The sequence below is a fragment of the Pseudomonas svalbardensis genome, assembly GCF_030053115.1.
Lineage (GTDB): Bacteria > Pseudomonadota > Gammaproteobacteria > Pseudomonadales > Pseudomonadaceae > Aquipseudomonas > Aquipseudomonas svalbardensis.
This window is the reverse complement of the sequence record NZ_CP125619.1, coordinates 6,278,507-6,297,919: the sequence shown is the minus strand read 5'-3', so window position 1 is coordinate 6,297,919 and position 19,413 is coordinate 6,278,507. Positions and strand designations below refer to the sequence as shown.

The window sequence follows — 19,413 nt, the reverse complement described above, 5'->3', positions numbered from 1 at the left end:
TAACGAACTGCGATATGAGCAACGATAAACACTGGGGTGGTATGCAAGTCGATCTCGATGTCGATGGGACGCAAGTAGCCGGGCTGCCGCGTTTCCAGCAGGCGGTTTTTCAAGGGCGACGATTGCGTCAGTTCGCAATCGGTCTGGGCGCTCTTGCGGCGACAGGTTGGTTGCTGGCGTTTTTCGTCGGGCTGTTTGCGCCGCAGTCGCTCTGGCCAGCATTGCTGGTCAATCAGAGCGCCGGTTTGCTGGTGCTGGTCGCCGGTTTGCAATCGGCCTGGTGGGTGACGCAGTGGCGCGTGCGGGCGTTGAACCCGGTCGTGCAGGTCGTCGTTGCTGACGAAGTCGTTGCCCCGGTGGGCTGGTACGAACGGCTGCTGGATCGGCTCAGCCAGCGATGGCTGCGAATGCTGGTGCAGATCGGCGCCCCGACACTGTGGCTCGCGGGTTGGTCGCTGTTGACGTTGTTGAGCATCGAACAAGTCTGGAACCTTGCACTGCCGCCGGCCGCACTGGGATTGTCGGCCAGTGTCGGTGCGGCGCTGTCGTTGTTGCTGGCCTTCGGTTTGCTGGTGCTGGAGCGTCAACTGGCGCAGGAAAACGTCGCGCAATGGCCCGAAGCAGCGTCGTTGGCGCAGCTGACACGGGTGGCGATCATTGGCCTGGTGCTTAGCGCTTTGTGCCTGTTGTTGGGTAGCGAAACCTCGGTATGGCCGGTGCGTTTGGCGGTACTGATTGGCTTGCTGCCAGGGTTGGTCGCCGCCGAGCTGCTGTTGCGCGCCCTGCTGTCGTTGTTCAGTCCGCAGCGCGAACAACTCGAACCTGCCTTGCTGGCACGCAGCTTCGTCGCCGACATGCTGCGCTGGCCGCCGCAACCTTTGTTGGCGTTGCAGCACGAATTGCACAACCGCTTCGGCATCGACCTGCGACAGATCTGGGCCTTCACCTACATGCGTCGGGCATTTTTGCCGGTGCTGGCCGTGGTCTCGATAGTGGGTTGGTCACTGACCGGCATTCACGAAATACCGCTGCAAGGGCGAGGCATCTACGAGCGATTCGGCAAACCGGTGGAGGTATTCGGTCCTGGTTTGCACGCAGGTTTGCCCTGGCCTCTGGGCCGAGTGTTGAGCGTCGAAAACGGCGTGGTCCACGAGTTGGCCACCAGTGTTGGCGACACACCGGCGCCGGTCGTGGCCGAACCCGCCGAAGGTCCGGCGCCCGCGATTGCCAATCGCTTGTGGGACGCCAGCCATGTGAACGACAAATCCCAAGTCATTGCCAGCAGCCGAGCCGACAAGCAGAGCTTCCAAATCGTCAACATGGACGTGCGTTTCGTCTACCGCATCGGCCTGAGTGATCAAGCGGCGTTGGCCGCGACCTATAACAGCGCTGACGTCCCGACGCTGATCCGCAGTACCGCCAGCCGGATTCTGGTCCACGATTTCGCCTCGCGAACCCTCGACGGTTTGCTTGGCGAGGACAGGGTAGGGCTCGCCGAAGAGATTGGTCGAGCGGTACAGGCCGACCTACATAAACTCGACAGCGGCGTGGAAATTCTCGCCACCGTGGTCGAGGCGATTCATCCACCGGCCGGTGCCGCCAATGCCTATCACGGCGTCCAGGCTGCGCAGATTGGCGCCCAGGCATTGATTTCCCGCGAGCGTGGGGCGGCGGCGGCGGCCACCAACCAGGCGCAATTGCAGGCCAGCATCGCACGCGATCAAGCGACGGCCAGCGCTCGTGAAATCAACGCCACCGCCCAAGCAGCGGATCTGCGGTTCAGCGCCGAACAAAAGGCCTATGCCAGCGCCGGCCAAGCCTTCGTGCTGGAGCAGTACTTCAGCCAACTGTCCCAAGGCCTGGCCAATGCCAAGTTGCTGGTGCTCGATCATCGCTTGGGCGGCAGCAGTAACGCGCCGACCATCGACCTCCGTACATTCACGCTGCCGGCTGACCCTGCGCCGGCGCGTAAAACCGCTCAGCCAGGAGCTGCCAATTGAGCCAGTCGCACACTCACGATCACGATGACCACACTGGCCACGATCACGGTCATGGCGGACATCATCACGGACATCACCATCATGGTGATCCCCAAGAAGCTGGCCCTTTCCCCTGGCGGCGAATGGGCTGGGCAGCGTTGCTGGTGGCGTTCGCCATTGCGGCAGCCAGCCTGGTGCAAGTGCGTTCGGGGGAGGCGACGGTGATCACGCGTTTCGGTAATCCGTCGCGGGTGTTGCTGGAACCAGGTCTTGGCTGGCGTTGGCCTGCTCCTTTTGAAGCGGCGATTCCTGTCGATCTGCGACTGCGTACCACCTCGAGTGGTTTGCAGGATGTGGGGACGCGGGACGGTTTGCGCATCATCGTTCAGGCTTATGTGGCCTGGCAGGTTCAGGGCGATCCGGACAACGTGCAACGCTTCATGCGTGCCGTACAAAATCAACCGGACGAAGCAGCGCGGCAGATTCGCACGTTTGTTGGCTCTGCTCTGGAAACCACGGCCAGCAGTTTTGATCTGGCTAACCTGGTTAACACCGACGCCAACAAAGTACACATCGCTGATTTTGAAGCGCAACTGCGTCAGCAAATCGATCAGCAGCTGCTCACCACTTATGGCGTGCGGGTGCTGCAAGTCGGTATCGAGCGTCTGACCTTGCCGTCGGTAACCCTCACCGCTACGGTCGATCGCATGCGTGCCGAGCGTGAAACAATTGCCACCGAACGCACGGCCATCGGTAAGCGCGAAGCGGCGCAAATCCGTTCCGCTGCCGAGCGTGACGCGCGCATCGTGCAGGCCGACGCCACGGTAAAAGCAGCGGACATCGAAGCACAATCGCGTGTCGAAGCCGCGCAAATTTATGGCCGCGCTTACGCCGGGTCGCCACAGCTCTACAACCTGCTGCGCTCGCTCGACACGCTAGGCACAATCGTCACACCCGGCACCAAACTGATTCTGCGCACCGACGCCGCGCCTTTCCGGGTGTTGGTTGACGGTCCGCCGAGCCTTGATAGCAAGCCCGGGTCGCAGCCATGAAATTAGTTCCACGTGGAACAAATGAGTTAAGCAGTCCCTGGATTCAGGCTGGGCGATTGGCTTTTTTGGCTCTTTACGCCGTGACGGTACTGGCCGCTTTGGTGTGGGCATTTTCCAATGTACGGCAGATCGATCCGCAAAATCGCGCGGTGGTTTTGCACTTCGGCGCGCTGGATCGCATCCAGAATGCTGGCCTGCTATTGGCTTGGCCCCGTCCGTTTGAGCAGGTTATTTTGTTGCCCGCGGCGGATCGGGTGATTGAACGTCGGGTGGAAAACCTGCTGCGCACCGATGCCGCGTTGCAGGCAGACCGAGTCGCGAGTTTCGCTACACCGATCAGCGATGCACTCGCCGGCTCCGGTTATTTGCTCACCGGTGACGCGGGCGTGGTGCAACTGGATGTGCGTGTTTTCTACAAAGTCACCGAGCCGTATGCGTTCGTTCTTCAAGGCGAACATGTGTTGCCAGCATTGGATCGATTGGTGACTCGCAGCGCGGTGGCGCTCACGGCAGCGCGAGATCTGGACACCATTCTAGTGGCGCGACCGGAACTCATCGGCGCCGATAAACAGGCTGCCGAAAGACGCGAACGTCTACGCGGTGATCTGGTGCAAGGCATCAATCAGCGGCTGGCTGACCTGACCGCAACCGGGCAGGGATTAGGAATAGAAGTGGCGCGGGTCGACGTGCAATCGAGTCTGCCCGGGCCAGCGGTCAACGCCTTCAACGCCGTTCTGACCGCCAGTCAACAAGCCGACAAAGCTGTGGCCAATGCGCGCACTGAAGCCGAGAAACTGACTCAGACTGCCAACGAACAAGCCGATCGCACGCTGCAAGTCGCTCACGCCCAAGCGAGCGAGCGTTTGGCCAAAGCCTCGGCTGACACGGCCACGGTATTGAGCCTGGCCAAGGCGCAACAACACGGGACCGACTCGCAAATGTTGCTGCGCATCTACCGCGAGCGGATGCCGAAAATTCTCGGTCAAGCCGGTTCGGTGACCACGGTCAACCCGAAAGACGATTCCCGCCTGATCATTCAGGGAGCTGCACAATGACCACCCAAACCGCCGCCGCACCGAGCATGTTGTCCTCGGCTGAACAACGTAGCGCCGCCCGGCAATTGACCCTGGCCATGCTCGCTTTGGGCTTGCTCGCACTCGGCCTGACCTGGCGCTGGTTGTCGCCGGAGCAGACGGGCGTCAGTCAATTGCTGCTGGGCTTTGCTTCGTTACTGGTGGCCGTGCCCGTGATGCGTTCCGCCTGGTACAGCCTGCGTTATCCGAGCCTGCACGGGATCACTGATCAATTGATCGCCCTGGCCATGCTGGGGGCGTGGGCCACGGGAGATCTGCTGACCGCGGCGTTGCTGCCGATCATCATGATCTTCGGCCACGTACTGGAAGAGCGCAGCGTGATCGGCTCGCAGGAGGCGATTCGCGCCCTCGGCAAACTGACTCGCAGCCATGCGCGTAAAGTTCAGGCCGACGGCTCCATCGTCGAAGTCGATAACGGCACACTCAAGGCCGGCGACCTCGTCGAGGTACGCGCGGGTGATCGGGTGCCAGCGGATGGTCGGGTGTTGTCTGGACAGGCGAGCCTGGACACCGCTTCGATTACTGGCGAATCGGTGCCGATGGAGGCGGGCGTCGGCATGCAAGTCTTTGGCGGCGCGATCAACCTCGACGGTCTGCTGCGTATTGAAGTGACTCGCACCGGCAATGAGTCGACCCTCGGCAAAGTCATTGCGCTGATGCAAAGTGCCGAACGTTCCAAACCACCGATCACGCGTCTGCTGGAACGCTACGCTGGCAGCTACATGGTGCTGGTGTTGCTGCTGGCCGCCGTGACCTGGTTCGTCACTAACGATGCTCAGGCCATGCTCGCGGTGTTGGTGGCGGCCTGTCCTTGCGCGCTGGTGTTGTCGGCACCGGCCACGGCGATTGCCGGCGTGGCGGTGGCGGCTCGTCACGGGATTCTGATTCGCAGCTCCGCGTTCCTCGAAGAGTTGGCAGACCTGACTTCGCTGGTGGTCGACAAGACCGGAACCCTGACCTTTGGCACCTTGCGTTTGCAATCCATCGACAGTCCGCTCGAGGATCGCAGCCACGTCCTTAAACTCGCGGCCAGCCTCGGTTCTGCCAGCAGTCATCCGGTCAGCCGCGCGCTCGCCGGGTTGGTCACCCAGGAACATTTTCTGCTGCTCTCCGACATCCACGAGCGTCAGGGGCTGGGCGTGGTGGCGATGACGGAGCAGGGCGAGGCGGCGCTCGGTCGTCCGGAGCTGTTCGCGCAGTTGGGCATCGCCACTTCAAGTGTCCCCGACCACGATGGCCCGATTGCCGGGTTGGCGCTCAACGGTGAATTTCTCGCCTGGCTGTTGCTGGCCGACAGCGTCAAACCTGAAGCTCGATTTGCCTTGAGCGAGCTACGTGAGTTGGGGTTGGGTCGGCAGTTGCTGCTGACAGGTGATCGGCAAAGCGTCGCGCACACATTGGCGCGAGATGTCGGGATCAGCGACGTTGAAGCTCAAGCGTTGCCCGAGGACAAACTCAATCGCGTGCTGAAGGAAATCGGCAGCGGCTTCCGGCCGATGGTCGTGGGAGATGGGATCAACGATTCACTGGCGCTCAAGGCCGGTGTGGTCGGCGTGGCGATGGGCGCGGGCGGGGCGGACATCGCGCTAGCCTCGGCCGACATCGTCCTGATCGGCAGCGACCTGCGTCGACTCGGTACATGTGTGCGTTTGAGTCGCCAATGCCGGCACACGTTGCAGGTTAACGTGATCATCGGTCTGGGCTGGACGCTGGCGATTGTAGCTTTCGCCGCCTTCGGCTGGCTTGGTGCTGCGGGCGCGATGATTGCTGCGCTGTTGCACAACTTCAGCACGTTGCTGGTGTTGGGTAACGCCGGACGTTTACTGCGTTTTCAGGAACCATTGCTCAAGCTTAAGGATGAGGATTGAGTACACCGAGTGAATGCTCTAAACAGCGCGATCACGGACGATTTCAAGTTTGCAGAACTGTATGACGAATTCGCAGTCATCTAGGTGAGGGCAATCACTTTTGTGAATTCGCGACGGTGGGTTCGAGCGTTACGAATCATAGAAAAGGGTTATTAATTCGATAGCCAGCTATTTTTCAAGGATGGACTACCCTCACATCAGACGTCTGAAACAAGAGGGTCTATCCATGCTCGCGCACCTTCCTCCGGCCTTACAGAATCTGCAGTTACCGTTACGCCTGCGACTCTGGGACGGCCATGAATTCAATCTGGGGCCGACGCCCAGCGTCACAATTGTGGTCAAGGACCCACAAATGGTTACCCAGTTCACTCACCCAAGCCTGGACACGCTCGGAGCGGCGTTTGTCGAAGGTAAACTTGAGCTGGAAGGTTCCATCAGCGAGGTGATTCGCGTCTGTGATGAATGGAGCCAGGCGTTGCTCGGAGACCAGGATAGTCAGCCAGTGCGCACCGCTCACGACAAGGAGACCGACGCGAAGGCTATTTCCTACCACTACGACCTTTCCAACGCGTTTTATCAGCTGTGGCTCGACAGTGACATGGCGTATTCCTGCGCTTATTTCGAGACCGGCAGTGAAACGCTGGAGCAAGCCCAGCAAGCCAAATTCCGCCACCTGTGCCGCAAGCTGCGGCTGCAACCAGGGGAGTATCTGCTGGATGTCGGCTGCGGTTGGGGCGGACTGGCACGGTATGCGGCTCGGGAGTTTGGCGCAAAGGTGTTCGGGATCACACTCAGTAAAGAGCAACTGGCACTTGCCCGTGAACGGGTGACTGCCGAAGGCCTGGAAGATCTGGTCGAACTGCAACTGCTCGACTACCGCGACCTGCCTCAGGACGGTCGCTTCGACAAAGTGGTCAGTGTCGGCATGTTCGAACACGTTGGCCACGCCAATCTGGCCGAGTACTGCAAGACCTTGTTCGGTGCGGTGAAAGAGGGTGGCCTGGTGATGAACCACGGGATCACCGCCAAGCACACCGACGGCCGTCCGGTGGGGCGCGGTGTCGGCGAATTCATCGAGAAGTATGTGTTCCCCAATGGCGAGCTGCCGCATCTGTCGATGATCGCTGCCGAGATCAGCGAAGCAGGGCTGGAGATCGTCGACGTCGAGAGTCTGCGCCTGCATTACGCGCGTACGCTGGACCATTGGAGCGAACGCCTGGAAGACAATCTGGAAGCGGCTTCCAGGCTGGTGCCAGAGCAGGCCTTACGGATCTGGCGGTTGTACTTGGCGGGATGCGCTTACGCGTTCGCCAAGGGCTGGATCAATCTGCACCAGATTCTCGCGGTGAAAGCTCACCCCGACGGCAGCCATGAACTGCCATGGACGCGAGACGATATCTACAACCCTTAAAGTATCGGTGAAATAAGCCGGGCGACCCGCATGCCGACCTGTTGCAGGCGGCGGGTCTCCCGGCTTTCTTCTTTGGCGATCTCGTGGGCCTGGGCGAAGTCATCGTTGAGCATCTGTTCTACTTCGGCGGCAAACGCGCTGTCGACCGTCAACAACATCACTTCAAAATTCAGCCGGAACGAGCGGTTGTCCAGATTGGCACTGCCAATGGCGCTGATTTCGCTGTCGATCAACACCACTTTCTGATGCAGAAAGCCAGGCTCATAGCGGAACACCCGCACGCCGGCGCGTACCGCTTCGAAGGCGTACAGGCTGGAGGCGGCGTAGACGATTCGGTGGTCCGGTCGTGAGGGCAGCAGCAGCCGCACATCCACTCCTCGCAGAACCGCCAGCCTTAACGCCGCGAACACAGCTTCGTCAGGGATGAAATAAGGGCTGGTGATCCACACCCGCTCGGTTGCCGCATGGATGGCTTCGACGAAGAATAACGAACAGGTTTCGTAGGAATCTGCCGGGCCGCTCGCCAGCAATTGGCAGAGCACTCCGTCGTCCGGGTAAACGTCCGGCAGGATTAGTGGAGGCAACGAACGGGCGGCCCAAAACCAGTCTTCAGCGAAAGATTCCTGCATGCAGGCCACCACCGGCCCGCGTACTTGCACATGGGTATCGCGCCACGGGGCGAGGGGTGGTTTCTCGCCCATATACTCGTCGCCGACGTTGTGCCCACCGACGAAACCCAGCACTCCATCGACCACCACAATCTTGCGGTGGTTGCGGAAGTTGACCTGGAAGCGGTTGAGCCAGCCGCTGCGGGAGGCAAAGGCTTTGACCTCGACGCCGGCATCGCGCAGCGGCTGCACGTAACTGTGAGGCAGGGAGTGGCTGCCGATGCGGTCGTACAATAAATAAACCGCCACACCTTCAGCGGCTTTCTTCAACAGCAAGGTTTGCAGCTGTTGGCCAAGGCGATCGTCATGGATGATGAAAAACTGAATCAGCACTGCTTCTTTCGCATTGCCGATGGCGTCAAAAATGGCGTTGAAGGTGGCTTGGCCGTCGATCAGCAAACGCACTTCATTGTTCGCCAGGCACGGCATGCGCCCCAGTTTTGGCATGGCCCTCAAGGACGCGTAAGCATTTGAGGCACGAGCGGTCAGCGCCTCTTCTACCCAAGGGCGCCAGTTCAGCTCGGAGATCGCCGTGCGCATTTCTTCGTTGGCCTGGCGCCGAGCCTTGATGTAGCCATCGAAGGTACTGCGGCCGAAGACCAGATAGGGGATGAGCGTGAGGTAGGGAATAAACACCAACGACAGGGCCCAGGCGATCGATCCCTGGGCGGTCCGGACGGTGAGCACGGCGTGGATGGCAGCGATCAGGCCCAGCGTGTGAAGCAGTGCAATCATGTAGCCGAAAATATGCGGTCCAAAGTAATCCATGGGGGCAGCCTTGCTCCTGAAGATTCAATGCTTAACAGACCATGTTCCGTGCAGAATGTCGCTATTTAATTGGCCCATGAACCGAAGCCACTCGCTGACGTCTAACGGCCACTACTGATCAGGAGTTACTCGATGAACGTTCGTCTGCTGGGTTTGGCCATGGCTGTTGGTTTGTCACTTCCTGTGGCCGCTCAGGCGCAGATGTTGCAGCCCGGTTTGTGGGAAATGACCACAAGCAACATGAAGGTCGATGACCAGAATCTCCCGGATTTGCAGCTGATCCTTGGCCAGATACAGAGCCAGATGACCCCTCAACAACGCGCGCAGCTCGAAAAGCAGGGCATCACTATGGGCGGCAAAGGGATTCGGGCTTGCTTGACACCGGAACAAGTGAAGACCAACGACATTCCGCTGACCGATCCACAGTCGGGCTGCAAGCAGGAAATCACCGACCGCACCGGTAATCAGTGGAAATTCCGCTTCAGCTGTCCGAAAGCGCAGGGCACCGGTGTCGCCACTTTCCTCAGTGATCGTGAGTTCACCACTAAGGTTAACGGCACCTTCAATGCTACCGGCATTCAGCAGAAGGGCAGCCTCGATAGCCGCGCCGTGTGGTTGGGGCAGGATTGCGGGACCGTTAAGCCAAGAGCTTAAAGCCCGCCAGCAGGCCCGCGCCCTACATGACTGTGTGGGGGCGGGCCTGACTCAACCACTCACACACCGTCTCAACACCCATCCTCCCGAAGTCTTCACCTGTGCGGCTGCGCACACTGACAAACCCACCTTCTTTTTCTTTCTCCCCGATCACCACCAGATACGGCACGTGCTGACTGTGCTCGCGAATTTTTTGGCGGACTTTCTCGTGACGCAGATCTGCGCGGGCGCGCACGCCACTTCTGCGCAATGCCTCGGTCACCGACTGCGCGTAATCTGCCTGACGTTCGTCCATGCTGACGATCATGACGTGCGACGGAGTCCGCCAGTTATCAAGCTCCTGTTGGCAGGACCAGCACGTGCCGTAAATCCGTTGCTGCAACGTACCGCTGATGTGGTCGAGGGTGAACGCTTGCAGCACTCTGGTCGCGGGGACATGCGGGCCAGCGGTCGTAGATTCGAAACTCCCCAGGCGGTACAGCGATGTCTTTCCTTGACGGCGAATCGAATGATTAGTCGCCGCCAAAGCCTGCATGCGGGCTTCGATCAGTGGCAGGTCTGCGGGCGTTAAGGATCGCTCGACAGAAAACTCATGAAAGAACCCGTCGCCCAGCGCCGTTCCTGCGTGCAGTTGCACCTGTGGATGGAGTTGTTTGACGGCCATGGCCAGCATCAGTGCACAGGAGCGTCGCAGGATCTCCAGTCCATCGGGCTCTTGAGGCGTGACGATGCTGACCCTGGCATCGGCTTCGATCATGAACTCACAGTCCACCAAGATGCCATTCACTCGGCCGGCCACCGCCGCTTTTGCCAGTCCGGGTCCGATACTCGCGGCGAGCTCGTACACCGACAGTGGCTGGTCGTATTCACGCAATGAACCATCGCTCAGGGTGATGTGAATCATGTCGGTGCTCTCGAGTGCTAGCGCATAAACCGTAGTGGTAAACCCTGACAGTTGTCATTAAGACGTTTGTCGTGCCAGGCAATTTGCCCCGACACGATTGTCGTGCTGACGCTGTGGCGAAAACGCTGTCGGGCAAAAGGTGTCCAGCCGCATTGAGACAGGATCGGCTGCTGAGAAACGGTGACGCCGCCGGGTTCGGGTTTGATCAGAACGAGGTCGGCCCAATAGCCTTCGCGCAGATAACCGCGATCGGGAATGGCGAACAGATCGGCGACCCGGTGACTGGTTTTTGCGACGAGCGTAGTGATCGGCAACACTTCATCCGCAACCAGTTCCAGCAACGCGGGCAGGGCGTGTTGCACCAATGGCAATCCGGAAGGCGCCTGACTGTACGGCCGCTGTTTTTCAGCCCAGGTGTGTGGCGCGTGATCGCTGCCGATCACGTCGAGTCGATGGCTCAGCAACGCTTCGCGCAAGGCATCGCGGTCGGCCTGGGTTTTGATCGCCGGGTTGCACTTGATCAGGTTGCCGAGGCTCGGGTAATCCCGGTCATCGAACAGCAAGTGGTGCAGGCAGACTTCGGCTGTGATGCGTTTCTGGGCGAGCGGCTTGTCTTCGAACAACGCCAGTTCGCGGGCGGTGGTCAGGTGCAGAACATGCAGTCGGGTGCCGTGACGTCTGGCGAGGTCCACGGCCATTGAGGAGGAGCGAAAGCAGGCCTCGGCGTTGCGGATCAGCGGGTGGGCCGCCGCTGGAATGTGTTCGCCGAACAAGTCGCGCAGGTTCGCGGCGTTGGCGTCGATACTGGGCGTGTGTTCGCAGTGGGCCAACAGAATGGTCGGCACCTCGGCGAATAGCCGTTCCAGAATCTGTGGGTCATCGACCAGCATGTTGCCGGTCGAAGCGCCCATGAACACTTTGACGCCGGCTACTTCACAGGGGTTGAGCCTGGCGACGGTATCGAGATTGTCGTTGCTCACGCCGAAATGAAAGCCGTAATTGGCGACAGAGTTGATCGCCGCTCGGCGCTTTTTGTTGGCCAGTGCGCTGAGGTTCAGGGTCGCCGGATTAGTGTTGGGCATGTCCATGAAGCTGGTGATGCCACCGGCCACCGCCGCCCGGGATTCGGTGTAAAGGCTACCCTTGTCTGGCGAGCCTGGATCGCGGAAGTGCACTTGGTCGTCGATCATTCCGGGCAGCAGCCATTGCCCTTGTGCATCGATTTCCACGTCAGCATTTTCACCGTGGATGCTGCTGGCGATCTTCACGATTCGGCCGTTGCTCACCAGCAAATCACCCTCAAACTCGCGATCTTCGTTCACCAACCGGGCATTGCGAATCAGCACGCTGCTCATGGTCAGAACTCGTTCTGCAGGGCTTTGTAGCCGCGCACCAGATCGACGTTGGTACGCGCCACGTCCTCGGAAAACTCCGAGGCGCTGACGCTCACCGGTGGGAACTGCGACAGATCTGTCTTCGGGCCAATGCGGGTGGTGGAGGGCACGTAGAAGTCTTCGGGCAAGTCGCGACCATCGACCACCGAGTTGTGCCGAACCACGCAACCGTCACCGACGACGCAGTTGAACAGCACGCTGTTGAACCCGATAAACACTCGATCGCCAACCTTGCACGGACCATGAACGATCGAGCGGTGGGCGATGGAACTGAACTCGCCGATGGTCACTGCCGCGCCGGACTTGGAGTGGATCACCACGCCATCCTGGATGTTCGAGTTGGCGCCGATGGTGATCGGCTCCATCTCGCCTGAGGCATCCACTTCGTCAGCGCGTATCACCGCGTAAGGACCGACGAAGACGTTCTCGCCGATCACCACTTTGCCGCAGATGATGGCGGTTTTATCCACGTAGGCAGATTCGGCTATCACCGGCAAATCACCGGAAGGATTCTTGCGGATCATGGCTTGCTCAACGCGTTGTACAGGGTGTTGAGGTTGTACTCGAACAACCCGACAAAGGTGCTGGCCGGCCCGGTCGCCGCGAGCGCATCGGAGTACAACGTGCCACCGATGTGCGCGCCGCTTTCATCGGCAATCTGCTTGAGCAGGCGTGCATCCTTGATATTTTCCATGAACACCGCTTTGACCTTGGCCTGGCGAATCTGAGTGATCAATGCAGCGACTTCAGCGGCTGACGGTTCGCGCTCAGTGGACAGGCCTTGAGGGGCCATGAAGTCGATGCCGTAAGCCTGACCGAGATAACCGAAGGCGTCATGGGACGTCACGATTTTGCGATTGCCCGGTGGCAGCGAGCCGAGTTTGGCCTTGGCTTCGGCGAGCAGCGCGTAGATCTTTTTCAGGTAGGCCTGACTGTTGCGTTCGTAGTCGGCTTTGTTCGTCGGGTCGGCGGCGATCAGTGCCTTGGTGATGTTGCTGATATACAGCTCAGCGTTCGCCAGGTTGTGCCAAGCGTGCGGGTCGGGAATCGTCTCGCCATCTTCATCCAGGGAGCGCGGGATGATACCGTGGCTCGCGCTGATCACTGGCGCTTTGGTCTCGGTGCTGGTCACCAGGCGGTCCAGCCATGGCTCGAAACCCAAGCCGTTTTTGATGATGAGTTTGGCTTTGAGCAACGCCTTGGCGTCGTCAGGTGTCGGCTCGTACGTGTGAGCATCTGCGTCCGCGCCGACCATGTTGGTGATCTGGATATGGTCGCCGCCGACTTGGTGGGTCATGTCGGCGAGGATGCTGAAACTGGTGACTACCTGAAGTTTTTCCGCAGCAGACAGCGACATCGACAGCAGCAAACTGAACAGCACGAGTAAAGCGCGCATCGGGTAACACCTCATTGGGATGTGAGCAAAGGCGGGCGGCGCAGCAAACCGTGCACCGGTCCGAACACCACGGACAGCAGATACAAACCGCCAGCCACCAGCACGATCGCCGGCCCACTGGGGAGCGAGTAGTAGAACGACAGCAACAGTCCGAGCCACACCGAGAGGCAGCCGAGCAGGGCGGCGATGGCCATCAACGTCGGCAAGCGACGACTCCAGAAGCGCGACGCGGCGGCGGGCAGCATCATCAAACCGACGACCATCAACGCGCCGATGGCTTGAAAACCGATCACCAGATTCAGCACCACCAGAGTTAGAAATACGCCGTGTGCTAGGGGACCGAGTCGGCTGACGGTTTGCAGAAAGAGTGGGTCGAGGGTGTCCAGCAACAGCGGTTTGTAGATGAACGCCATGGCGATCAAGCTGAAGCCGGAGACCCAGAGCATGCCCGTCAACGTCGGGCCATCGACCGCCAGTGCCGAGCCAAACAACAGGTGCAACAGGTCCAGACGTTTGCCGGCGATGCCGAGGATCAGCACACCGCAGGCAAGGGAGATCGGGTAGATCGCAGCGAGGCTGGCGTCTTCTCGCAGGCCGGTGCGACGGGTGATCCAGGCAGCAAGTCCGGCCATGCCGAGACCGGCACCGAGGCCTCCGACGGTCAGTGCCGTCAGACTCAATCCGGCGAACCAGAAGCCCAATGCGGCCCCCGGCAGAATGCCGTGAGCCACCGCGTCGCCGATGAGGCTCATCCGTCGCAGGATCAGAAACACGCCCAACGGTGCGGTGCTGCACGCCAGGACCAATCCACCAAGCAGCGCTCGGCGCATGAACACGAACTCGTGGAACGGTTGCCAAAGATGAGTGGCCGCGAGCATCAGGCCACCCGCGCTTGTGGTTGTTGGTGGATCAGATCAACGCTCGATCCGAGGACGCAGCCGGTGCTTTTGATCAGCAACGTTTGAGGAATGTGTTGGCGAACGGCGGCCAGGTCATGGCATACGATCAGCTGGGTTCGGCCTTCGGCATGCCAGGCGTGAATGTGTTTCCAGAGCAGTGCCTGACCGAACTCGTCGAGGGCGGCGTGGGGTTCGTCGAGCAATAGCAATGGTGCGTCGGCGAGGCTCAAACGGGCGAGCAGGGCACGCTGTAATTCGCCGCCGGACAAGGCCATCAACGGGCGCTGTTCCAGTCCGCTCAGACACCAGTTTTCCAGCACGGCTTTGAGACGTTGTCTGCGTATCTCGGGAGACTGCGTGCTACCCCAGAAACCAGCGGCTACTAACTCTTGCAAGCTGATGGGGAATTGGCGATCCAGGTGTTGTTGCTGCGGAAGGAACGAGAGTTTGCCCTTGCGTGAAACATCCAAGATGACTTTGCCGGTCAGCGGTTTTTGCAAACCAGCGATGACTTTCAGGAGGCTGCTTTTACCCGAGCCATTGGCACCGATCACGGCGGTCAAACTGCCCTTAGGCAGTTCGAAATCTACGGAAGGCGTGAGCGGTTGACTGGGTGCGCCCCAACGCAAGGCTTGGCAACGGATCATGCGGCCTCCCAATTCCAACGGCTTTCGGCGACGGCATCATGGGCGTGGAGGCTTTCCGCGTGGACGACTCGTATGTGGAAGGCGTTGATTCCGGGGGAGCGTTTCAGCGCCAGGTTCAAACGTCGGGCGGCGTCTTCGCAGAACATCAGGTTCTGACCGTTGGCCAACGCGAAGGCTTGTTCGTCGGCGCGTTTTACGGCGGTTTGTACGGCGGTGCCAAGGGCCGCTTCGGCGTCGTTGATGATCGCGATCAGCGGCAGGTCATCCAGATAGTCGTCCACTCGAAGCCGCAATTTCGCATTGCTCCGTTGGCTGTGAGGCGTTGCGACGATGCCTTTTGTGGAGCCGAGCCAAGCCAAAACATCGGCATGTTGTAACGGCTTGTTGGCGAAGTCATCGACGAATTGCTGCTGAATCAGTTGTCGGGAAAGCGCGGCCGAACACGGACAGGTCGAGGAATAAGGCACGTCGATTTTTAGTTCCACGTGGAACATCGCGTTTTTCAAACGTGCTTCGATGCTCACTGGATAGGTTTTCCAGCCGGCCAACGGACTGACCAGCGCCGGTCTTTTGAGCAGTAAATCGGTGTGGATTTTTAAGTACGCGCTGTTGGACAGTCCTTCATGAGTCTTGAGGAAACTTTGCAAAACTTTCCGCAACAAGGCTGGCGTCAGGTTTTCTTGCTCGAGCATTTCAAGCGCCAAGTACAGCCGCGACATATGAATCCCGCGCGCCTCTCCATCATCGAGGCTAACGCCGGCGTCGGCTTTCGCACTCAGTCGTTGGCCATCGAACAAAACAGGAAGAGCAATGCCGCACATGCCCACCCACTCAAGTGGCAGGGCTTGGCGTGAGGCCTGCGCGGCGATATCCGGCAGAGTCAGCGCATTCATGAGCAGGTCCATCGTGGGAGTCGATTCCGTATGTTATGTTATTACATTAAAATCAACCATGCCTTTTTTATGAACAGGCTTTCATCATGCACAGACGTCACTTGCTCAACCTGATCATGGCCAGCGCGGCCTTCGCTTTACCGTTTGGCGTCTCGGCCACACAGATTCGCAATGCGCGGCTCTGGCGTTCGGATGACAAGTTGCGATTGGTGTTTGATCTGAGCGGGCCGGTGCAATACAAAACGTTTTCCCTGAGCGCTCCCGAACGGCTGATCATCGATCTGAGTGGCGCCAACCTCAGTGGCGACTTCCGTCAGATGGCGCTCAGCAACACCGTGATTCGCTCTATCCGCTCCGGACAATTTGGCGTTGGTGATACGCGAATCGTCCTCGACCTCAGCGGCCCAGTGCAGCTCGCCAGTTTTTTAATGCCGCCACAGGACGGTCAGGGACATCGACTGGTACTCGATCTGAAGACGGCTGTGTCGTTACAAATGACGGCTGCGCCCGAGCCGCCCGTCGACAAGTCTCACCCCAAGCGCGACATCATCGTCGTGTTCGACCCTAGTCATGGCGGCAAAGATCCGGGAGCGGTCGGAGCCAAAAAAAAATCCGCCGATCGATAGCTACATCGCCTGGCTAAAGGGTCAGAAAAAAGTTGGTTGAACTTTCGCATTAATGTGAACACTTGTTGTAGAAACTAAAGAGGAATAAAAAATCGACTCTGATATTAAAATGGTCTAAAAGCTGCTTGTGACCTGTCATATCTGACAGTAGACGGTGCTTGAGCGACGATGCTTAATTATAGGTGTTAATAGATCGAGAATATTTATCCTAAGTTACATTCTGGAGGGGCTGGTGATGCAAGTTGAAAAGTATGTTGAGGATTTTGATTCTCTCGAAGCACGCAGGTATGAGACCGGAGAAATGCTGGTTACCCCACACATGACATTCATTACAACCTCATGGAGTCATGAGTTAGGGATGAGTATCGGAGACGTCCGTTCCGAGGGAGGCTTTAGCGGTAAAGGTCTACATTCAGACGCTAGTGGTCATTTTGGACACGGAAACTTGATAGTTACGTTCAAACATCCAAGGATTAAACGTTTCGAGTTTTTGTATCACGGAACTAACGCCAATGATCGTGTTTGTCGTTGTTTTGATCAAGGCGGATCGCTTATCGAGGAACTAAAACTGCAAAGCGATGTAGCCCAAGTAGTTAAGTATGGCCGTGGGGAAGCAGGTTCCATATCACGACTCGAGATTGACTTCGGCTCTGACGGACAATATATGGCGGTTGACCGTTTCATCATCGAACAAGAAGAGTAACTTGGCAGTAAGAGCGGACGAGTTGTTGAGACCTGTTGAGTAAGTGCGCGAAGTCACGCAATGACTTGTTGTAGGCTCAGCAGCCTGTAATCCGGCTACACGTGAACTTGGCGCTGCTGTCGCCGGAACTGGAAAACCGGTTGATGGTTGTCCAGCCAACCCGGCGGTTGTAGCCGACCCAGGCTTCGCCATCGGATGCGAGACCGGTAAAGAACGTCAGTTGCCCGTAGCGGTTGTTGGTTTGCGCCCAATAGCGTTTGCCGGCCACTTCGAAGCCGCGCAAATAGATCGTGCTACCGACGGTATTGACGCTGTAGGCATTGCCGTCGCCATCCACGCAGGACAGCAGATTGGCGCTTCGGGTGCATTTGGCCAGGCTCGGGATTTGCGCCCAGGCGTCGACAGCAATCAGCAACGAAACGCTCATCAGCGTTATTTTCAGGGCTACACGCATAGGATTTCTCACGGACCGAACGGGCTTAAGCATCGTGCCCTTTGCCATCATGGGCAAGAGGGGAGTGGCTTGATTGTGTTGTTATACTATAACATCAAGTTAAGCCCGACACTGCGACCGGGCATCTCTATGAGGAATACCTGATGCCCAATCGTCTCCCCGTCACCGTCCTGTCGGGCTTTCTCGGCGCGGGCAAAAGCACGCTGCTCAACTACGTGCTGCGCAATCGCGACAACCTGCGCGTCGCCGTGATCGTCAATGATATGAGCGAAATCAACATTGATGGCGGTGAAGTTCAGCGCGATGTCACCCTGAATCGTGCGGAAGAAAAACTGGTGGAGATGAGCAATGGCTGCATTTGCTGCACCTTGCGCGAAGACTTGTTGGAAGAGGTGAGCAAACTCGCCAAGGAGGGTCGCTTTGATTATTTATTGATCGAATCCACCGGCATTTCCGAGCCACTGCCCGTGGCGGAAACCTTCACCTTCCGCGATGAAGAAGGGCAGAGCCTGGCCGACATCGCCCGGCTCGACACCATGGTCACCGTGGTCGATGGCATGAACTTCCTGCTCGACTATCAGGCCGCCGAAAGCCTCGCCTCCCGTGGTGAAACCTTGGGTGAAGAGGACGAACGCTCGATCACCGACCTGTTGATCGAGCAGATCGAATTCGCCGACGTGATTCTGATCAGCAAGATCGACTTGATCAGCAGCAGCGAACGCCAGGAGCTGATCGCGATCCTTGAGCGGCTTAACGCCCAGGCGGAAATCATCCCGATGGTCATGGGCGAAATTCCCTTGGCGAAGATCCTGAATACCGGCCGTTTCGACTTCGAGAAGGCCGCTCAGGCGCCGGGCTGGTTACAGGAACTGCGTGGCGAACACGTGCCCGAAACCGAGGAATATGGCATCGCCTCGACAGCCTACCGAGCACGCCGACCGTTTCATCCGCAGCGCTTTTTCAGCTTCATCGACCGTCCGTGGGTGAACGGCAAACTGCTGCGCTCCAAGGGTTTCTTCTGGCTGGCCAGCAAGCACATGGACGCCGGGAGCTGGTCCCAGGCCGGCGGACTGATGCGCCATGGTTTCGCCGGGCGCTGGTGGCGTTTCGTGCCGAAAACCCAGTGGCCGCAGGACGAAGAAAGCACCGCCGGGATCATGGAAAACTGGACCGCAGCCAGCGGCGATTGCCGCCAGGAGCTGGTGTTCATCGGCCAGAACATCGACTTCGCGCAACTCACCAGCGAACTCGACAATTGCCTGCTGACCGACGATGAAATGGCGTTAGGCATCGAGGGCTGGCGACTACTGCCAGATCCATTTGGCCCGTGGCATGAAGAGGCGGCAGCCTGATGTTGGCACCCAGTCTGACACTGCGGCCGATCATTTATCAGGTTCAAGGTGAGACGCCGCAAGCGCTCACCCGAATACTGGATGACGGCGTAAACCTCGCCGTTTGGCAGCGCCAATTGCCGGCGCACATCGCTGATTTCGGCAGTTTGCTGCTGTCCCTGAACGAGCCGTTGGCCGAGTCGCTGGTTCTGGAACTGCCCAGCGATGACACCGAACCCAATCTTCACGGATTAGCCTCAGGTTTCAGCGATCTCGAAGGTTACGAAGGTTTCATCGCCGACGTCTCCTGGCTGGTCAGTGCTTTCGCCTGTTTGATGGGCGCCAAGCGTATCGGCCTGCGCTTGCGGGTCCTGGACAAGGCCATGTGCCCGCGTTTCCACGTCGATCATGTGCCGGTGCGGCTGATCACCACGTATTGCGGTATCGGCAGCCAGTGGTTGAAGGAAGGTGCGATGGATCGCCGACAACTGGGCAACGCCGAAGCCGAAACCCAGGACGGTCCGCTGATCGAGCAGATCGCCAGCGGTGAAGTCGCGTTGCTCAAAGGCGAGAAATGGCATGGCAACGAAGGTTTCGGCCTTATTCACCGGTCGCCACAGCTTGCGTCCGGTGAGCGGCGGCTGATCCTGACGCTCGACTGGCTGAGCTAGC

Annotated in this window: 18 protein-coding genes and 1 pseudogene; 10 read left to right on the top strand and 9 right to left on the bottom strand. The window is 58.9% G+C overall.

The annotated features are described in order from the left end of the window. Window positions 1-41 precede the first annotated feature (41 nt). The 5 genes from hflK (QFX16_RS29200) (at window position 42) to cfaB (ending at window position 7,404) form a co-directional block, all read left to right on the top strand. Window positions 42-2,000 carry a protease modulator HflK gene (gene hflK, locus QFX16_RS29200; protein WP_283184658.1) on the top strand — a complete coding sequence of 653 codons (1,959 nt, stop codon included), beginning with the start codon at window positions 42-44 and terminating at the stop codon, window positions 1,998-2,000. After that, window positions 1,997-3,031: a protease modulator HflC gene (gene hflC, locus QFX16_RS29195; RefSeq protein WP_283182294.1), complete on the top strand. Its 1,035-nt coding sequence runs from the start codon at window positions 1,997-1,999 to the stop codon at window positions 3,029-3,031. The genes hflK (QFX16_RS29200) and hflC overlap by 4 nt, the downstream gene beginning before the upstream one ends. Next, a complete protein-coding gene (gene hflK / locus QFX16_RS29190; RefSeq protein WP_283182293.1) occupies window positions 3,028-4,086 on the top strand; it encodes a protease modulator HflK in 1,059 nt (352 codons plus the stop codon). Before hflC ends, hflK (QFX16_RS29190) begins: the two co-directional genes overlap by 4 nt. Then, entirely contained in the window at window positions 4,083-5,993 is a 1,911-nt protein-coding gene (locus QFX16_RS29185; RefSeq protein ID WP_283182292.1) for a cation-translocating P-type ATPase, read from the top strand. Before hflK (QFX16_RS29190) ends, QFX16_RS29185 begins: the two co-directional genes overlap by 4 nt. Window positions 5,994-6,219: 226 nt before the next feature. Then, window positions 6,220-7,404: a C17 cyclopropane fatty acid synthase CfaB gene (gene cfaB / locus QFX16_RS29180; protein ID WP_283182291.1), complete on the top strand. Its 1,185-nt coding sequence runs from the start codon at window positions 6,220-6,222 to the stop codon at window positions 7,402-7,404. Here cfaB and cls read toward each other — a convergent pair. Then, window positions 7,401-8,840, bottom strand: a complete 1,440-nt coding sequence (gene cls, locus QFX16_RS29175) for a cardiolipin synthase (RefSeq protein WP_283182290.1) — start codon at window positions 8,838-8,840, stop codon at window positions 7,401-7,403. The two genes, cfaB and cls, sit on opposite strands and share 4 nt — an antisense overlap. Before the next feature lie 132 nt (window positions 8,841-8,972). Between cls and QFX16_RS29170 the strand changes: the two genes are divergently transcribed. Beyond that, window positions 8,973-9,494, top strand: coding sequence for a DUF3617 domain-containing protein (locus QFX16_RS29170; RefSeq protein WP_150657752.1), 522 nt, complete (start codon window positions 8,973-8,975; stop codon window positions 9,492-9,494). A 22-nt stretch (window positions 9,495-9,516) separates the two neighbouring features. Here QFX16_RS29170 and QFX16_RS29165 read toward each other — a convergent pair whose 3' ends face one another. Genes QFX16_RS29165 through folE2 form a run of 7 tightly spaced genes read right to left on the bottom strand, consistent with a single transcriptional unit; the run spans window position 9,517 to window position 15,627 of the window. Further along, window positions 9,517-10,398, bottom strand: a complete 882-nt coding sequence (locus tag QFX16_RS29165) for a His/Gly/Thr/Pro-type tRNA ligase C-terminal domain-containing protein (RefSeq protein WP_283182289.1) — start codon at window positions 10,396-10,398, stop codon at window positions 9,517-9,519. Between the two features lie 17 nt (window positions 10,399-10,415). Continuing rightward, a complete protein-coding gene (locus QFX16_RS29160) occupies window positions 10,416-11,753 on the bottom strand; it encodes a dihydroorotase (RefSeq protein ID WP_283182288.1) in 1,338 nt (445 codons plus the stop codon). A gap of 2 nt (window positions 11,754-11,755) precedes the next feature. Continuing rightward, on the bottom strand, window positions 11,756-12,316 hold the full coding sequence (locus tag QFX16_RS29155) for a gamma carbonic anhydrase family protein (RefSeq protein WP_046044954.1): 561 nt from the start codon (window positions 12,314-12,316) through the stop codon (window positions 11,756-11,758). After that, the gene (locus QFX16_RS29150) at window positions 12,313-13,188 is read right to left on the bottom strand and encodes a metal ABC transporter substrate-binding protein (protein WP_283182287.1); all 876 of its coding nucleotides are present in this window, start codon (window positions 13,186-13,188) and stop codon (window positions 12,313-12,315) included. Before QFX16_RS29150 ends, QFX16_RS29155 begins: the two co-directional genes overlap by 4 nt. A gap of 11 nt (window positions 13,189-13,199) precedes the next feature. Then, a complete protein-coding gene (locus tag QFX16_RS29145; RefSeq protein WP_283182286.1) occupies window positions 13,200-14,066 on the bottom strand; it encodes a metal ABC transporter permease in 867 nt (288 codons plus the stop codon). Beyond that, window positions 14,066-14,734, bottom strand: a complete 669-nt coding sequence (locus QFX16_RS29140; protein WP_283182285.1) for a metal ABC transporter ATP-binding protein — start codon at window positions 14,732-14,734, stop codon at window positions 14,066-14,068. Before QFX16_RS29140 ends, QFX16_RS29145 begins: the two co-directional genes overlap by 1 nt. Further along, complete coding sequence (gene folE2, locus QFX16_RS29135; RefSeq protein ID WP_283182284.1) at window positions 14,731-15,627, bottom strand: GTP cyclohydrolase FolE2; 897 nt, start codon at window positions 15,625-15,627, stop codon at window positions 14,731-14,733. Before folE2 ends, QFX16_RS29140 begins: the two co-directional genes overlap by 4 nt. 86 nt (window positions 15,628-15,713) lie before the next feature. On the opposite strand from folE2, the pseudogene QFX16_RS29130 reads away from it, so the two are divergent. Together QFX16_RS29130 and QFX16_RS29125 are read left to right on the top strand one after the other, a co-directional pair. Next, window positions 15,714-16,232: pseudogene (locus tag QFX16_RS29130) on the top strand (AMIN domain-containing protein); the annotation flags it as partial. A gap of 253 nt (window positions 16,233-16,485) precedes the next feature. After that, entirely contained in the window at window positions 16,486-16,956 is a 471-nt protein-coding gene (locus QFX16_RS29125; protein WP_283182283.1) for a hypothetical protein, read from the top strand. A gap of 76 nt (window positions 16,957-17,032) precedes the next feature. Here QFX16_RS29125 and QFX16_RS29120 read toward each other — a convergent pair whose 3' ends face one another. Beyond that, a complete protein-coding gene (locus QFX16_RS29120; protein WP_283182282.1) occupies window positions 17,033-17,410 on the bottom strand; it encodes a glutamine synthetase in 378 nt (125 codons plus the stop codon). Between the two features lie 143 nt (window positions 17,411-17,553). On the opposite strand from QFX16_RS29120, the gene zigA reads away from it, so the two are divergent. Together zigA and QFX16_RS29110 are read left to right on the top strand one after the other, a co-directional pair. Beyond that, a complete protein-coding gene (gene zigA, locus QFX16_RS29115; RefSeq protein ID WP_283182281.1) occupies window positions 17,554-18,762 on the top strand; it encodes a zinc metallochaperone GTPase ZigA in 1,209 nt (402 codons plus the stop codon). After that, the gene (locus QFX16_RS29110; protein WP_283182280.1) at window positions 18,762-19,412 is read left to right on the top strand and encodes a DUF1826 domain-containing protein; all 651 of its coding nucleotides are present in this window, start codon (window positions 18,762-18,764) and stop codon (window positions 19,410-19,412) included. Before zigA ends, QFX16_RS29110 begins: the two co-directional genes overlap by 1 nt. Window position 19,413: the final 1 nt, after the last annotated feature.

What these genes read in the sequence shown, in the direction of transcription:
- hflK (WP_283182293.1), top strand. Translation starts at nt 3,028, where the DNA reads ATGAAATTAGTTCCACGTGGAACAAATGAGTTAAGCAGTCCCTGGATT.
- QFX16_RS29120 (WP_283182282.1), bottom strand. Translation starts at nt 17,410, where the DNA reads ATGCGTGTAGCCCTGAAAATAACGCTGATGAGCGTTTCGTTGCTGATT.
- hflK (WP_283184658.1), top strand. Translation starts at nt 42, where the DNA reads ATGCAAGTCGATCTCGATGTCGATGGGACGCAAGTAGCCGGGCTGCCG.
- QFX16_RS29145 (WP_283182286.1), bottom strand. Translation starts at nt 14,066, where the DNA reads ATGCTCGCGGCCACTCATCTTTGGCAACCGTTCCACGAGTTCGTGTTC.
- QFX16_RS29185 (WP_283182292.1), top strand. Translation starts at nt 4,083, where the DNA reads ATGACCACCCAAACCGCCGCCGCACCGAGCATGTTGTCCTCGGCTGAA.
- cls (WP_283182290.1), bottom strand. Translation starts at nt 8,840, where the DNA reads ATGGATTACTTTGGACCGCATATTTTCGGCTACATGATTGCACTGCTT.
- QFX16_RS29140 (WP_283182285.1), bottom strand. Translation starts at nt 14,734, where the DNA reads ATGATCCGTTGCCAAGCCTTGCGTTGGGGCGCACCCAGTCAACCGCTC.
- QFX16_RS29160 (WP_283182288.1), bottom strand. Translation starts at nt 11,753, where the DNA reads ATGAGCAGCGTGCTGATTCGCAATGCCCGGTTGGTGAACGAAGATCGC.
- QFX16_RS29155 (WP_046044954.1), bottom strand. Translation starts at nt 12,316, where the DNA reads ATGATCCGCAAGAATCCTTCCGGTGATTTGCCGGTGATAGCCGAATCT.
- QFX16_RS29150 (WP_283182287.1), bottom strand. Translation starts at nt 13,188, where the DNA reads ATGCGCGCTTTACTCGTGCTGTTCAGTTTGCTGCTGTCGATGTCGCTG.
- QFX16_RS29110 (WP_283182280.1), top strand. Translation starts at nt 18,762, where the DNA reads ATGTTGGCACCCAGTCTGACACTGCGGCCGATCATTTATCAGGTTCAA.
- QFX16_RS29170 (WP_150657752.1), top strand. Translation starts at nt 8,973, where the DNA reads ATGAACGTTCGTCTGCTGGGTTTGGCCATGGCTGTTGGTTTGTCACTT.
- folE2 (WP_283182284.1), bottom strand. Translation starts at nt 15,627, where the DNA reads ATGAATGCGCTGACTCTGCCGGATATCGCCGCGCAGGCCTCACGCCAA.
- cfaB (WP_283182291.1), top strand. Translation starts at nt 6,220, where the DNA reads ATGCTCGCGCACCTTCCTCCGGCCTTACAGAATCTGCAGTTACCGTTA.
- zigA (WP_283182281.1), top strand. Translation starts at nt 17,554, where the DNA reads ATGCCCAATCGTCTCCCCGTCACCGTCCTGTCGGGCTTTCTCGGCGCG.
- QFX16_RS29165 (WP_283182289.1), bottom strand. Translation starts at nt 10,398, where the DNA reads ATGATTCACATCACCCTGAGCGATGGTTCATTGCGTGAATACGACCAG.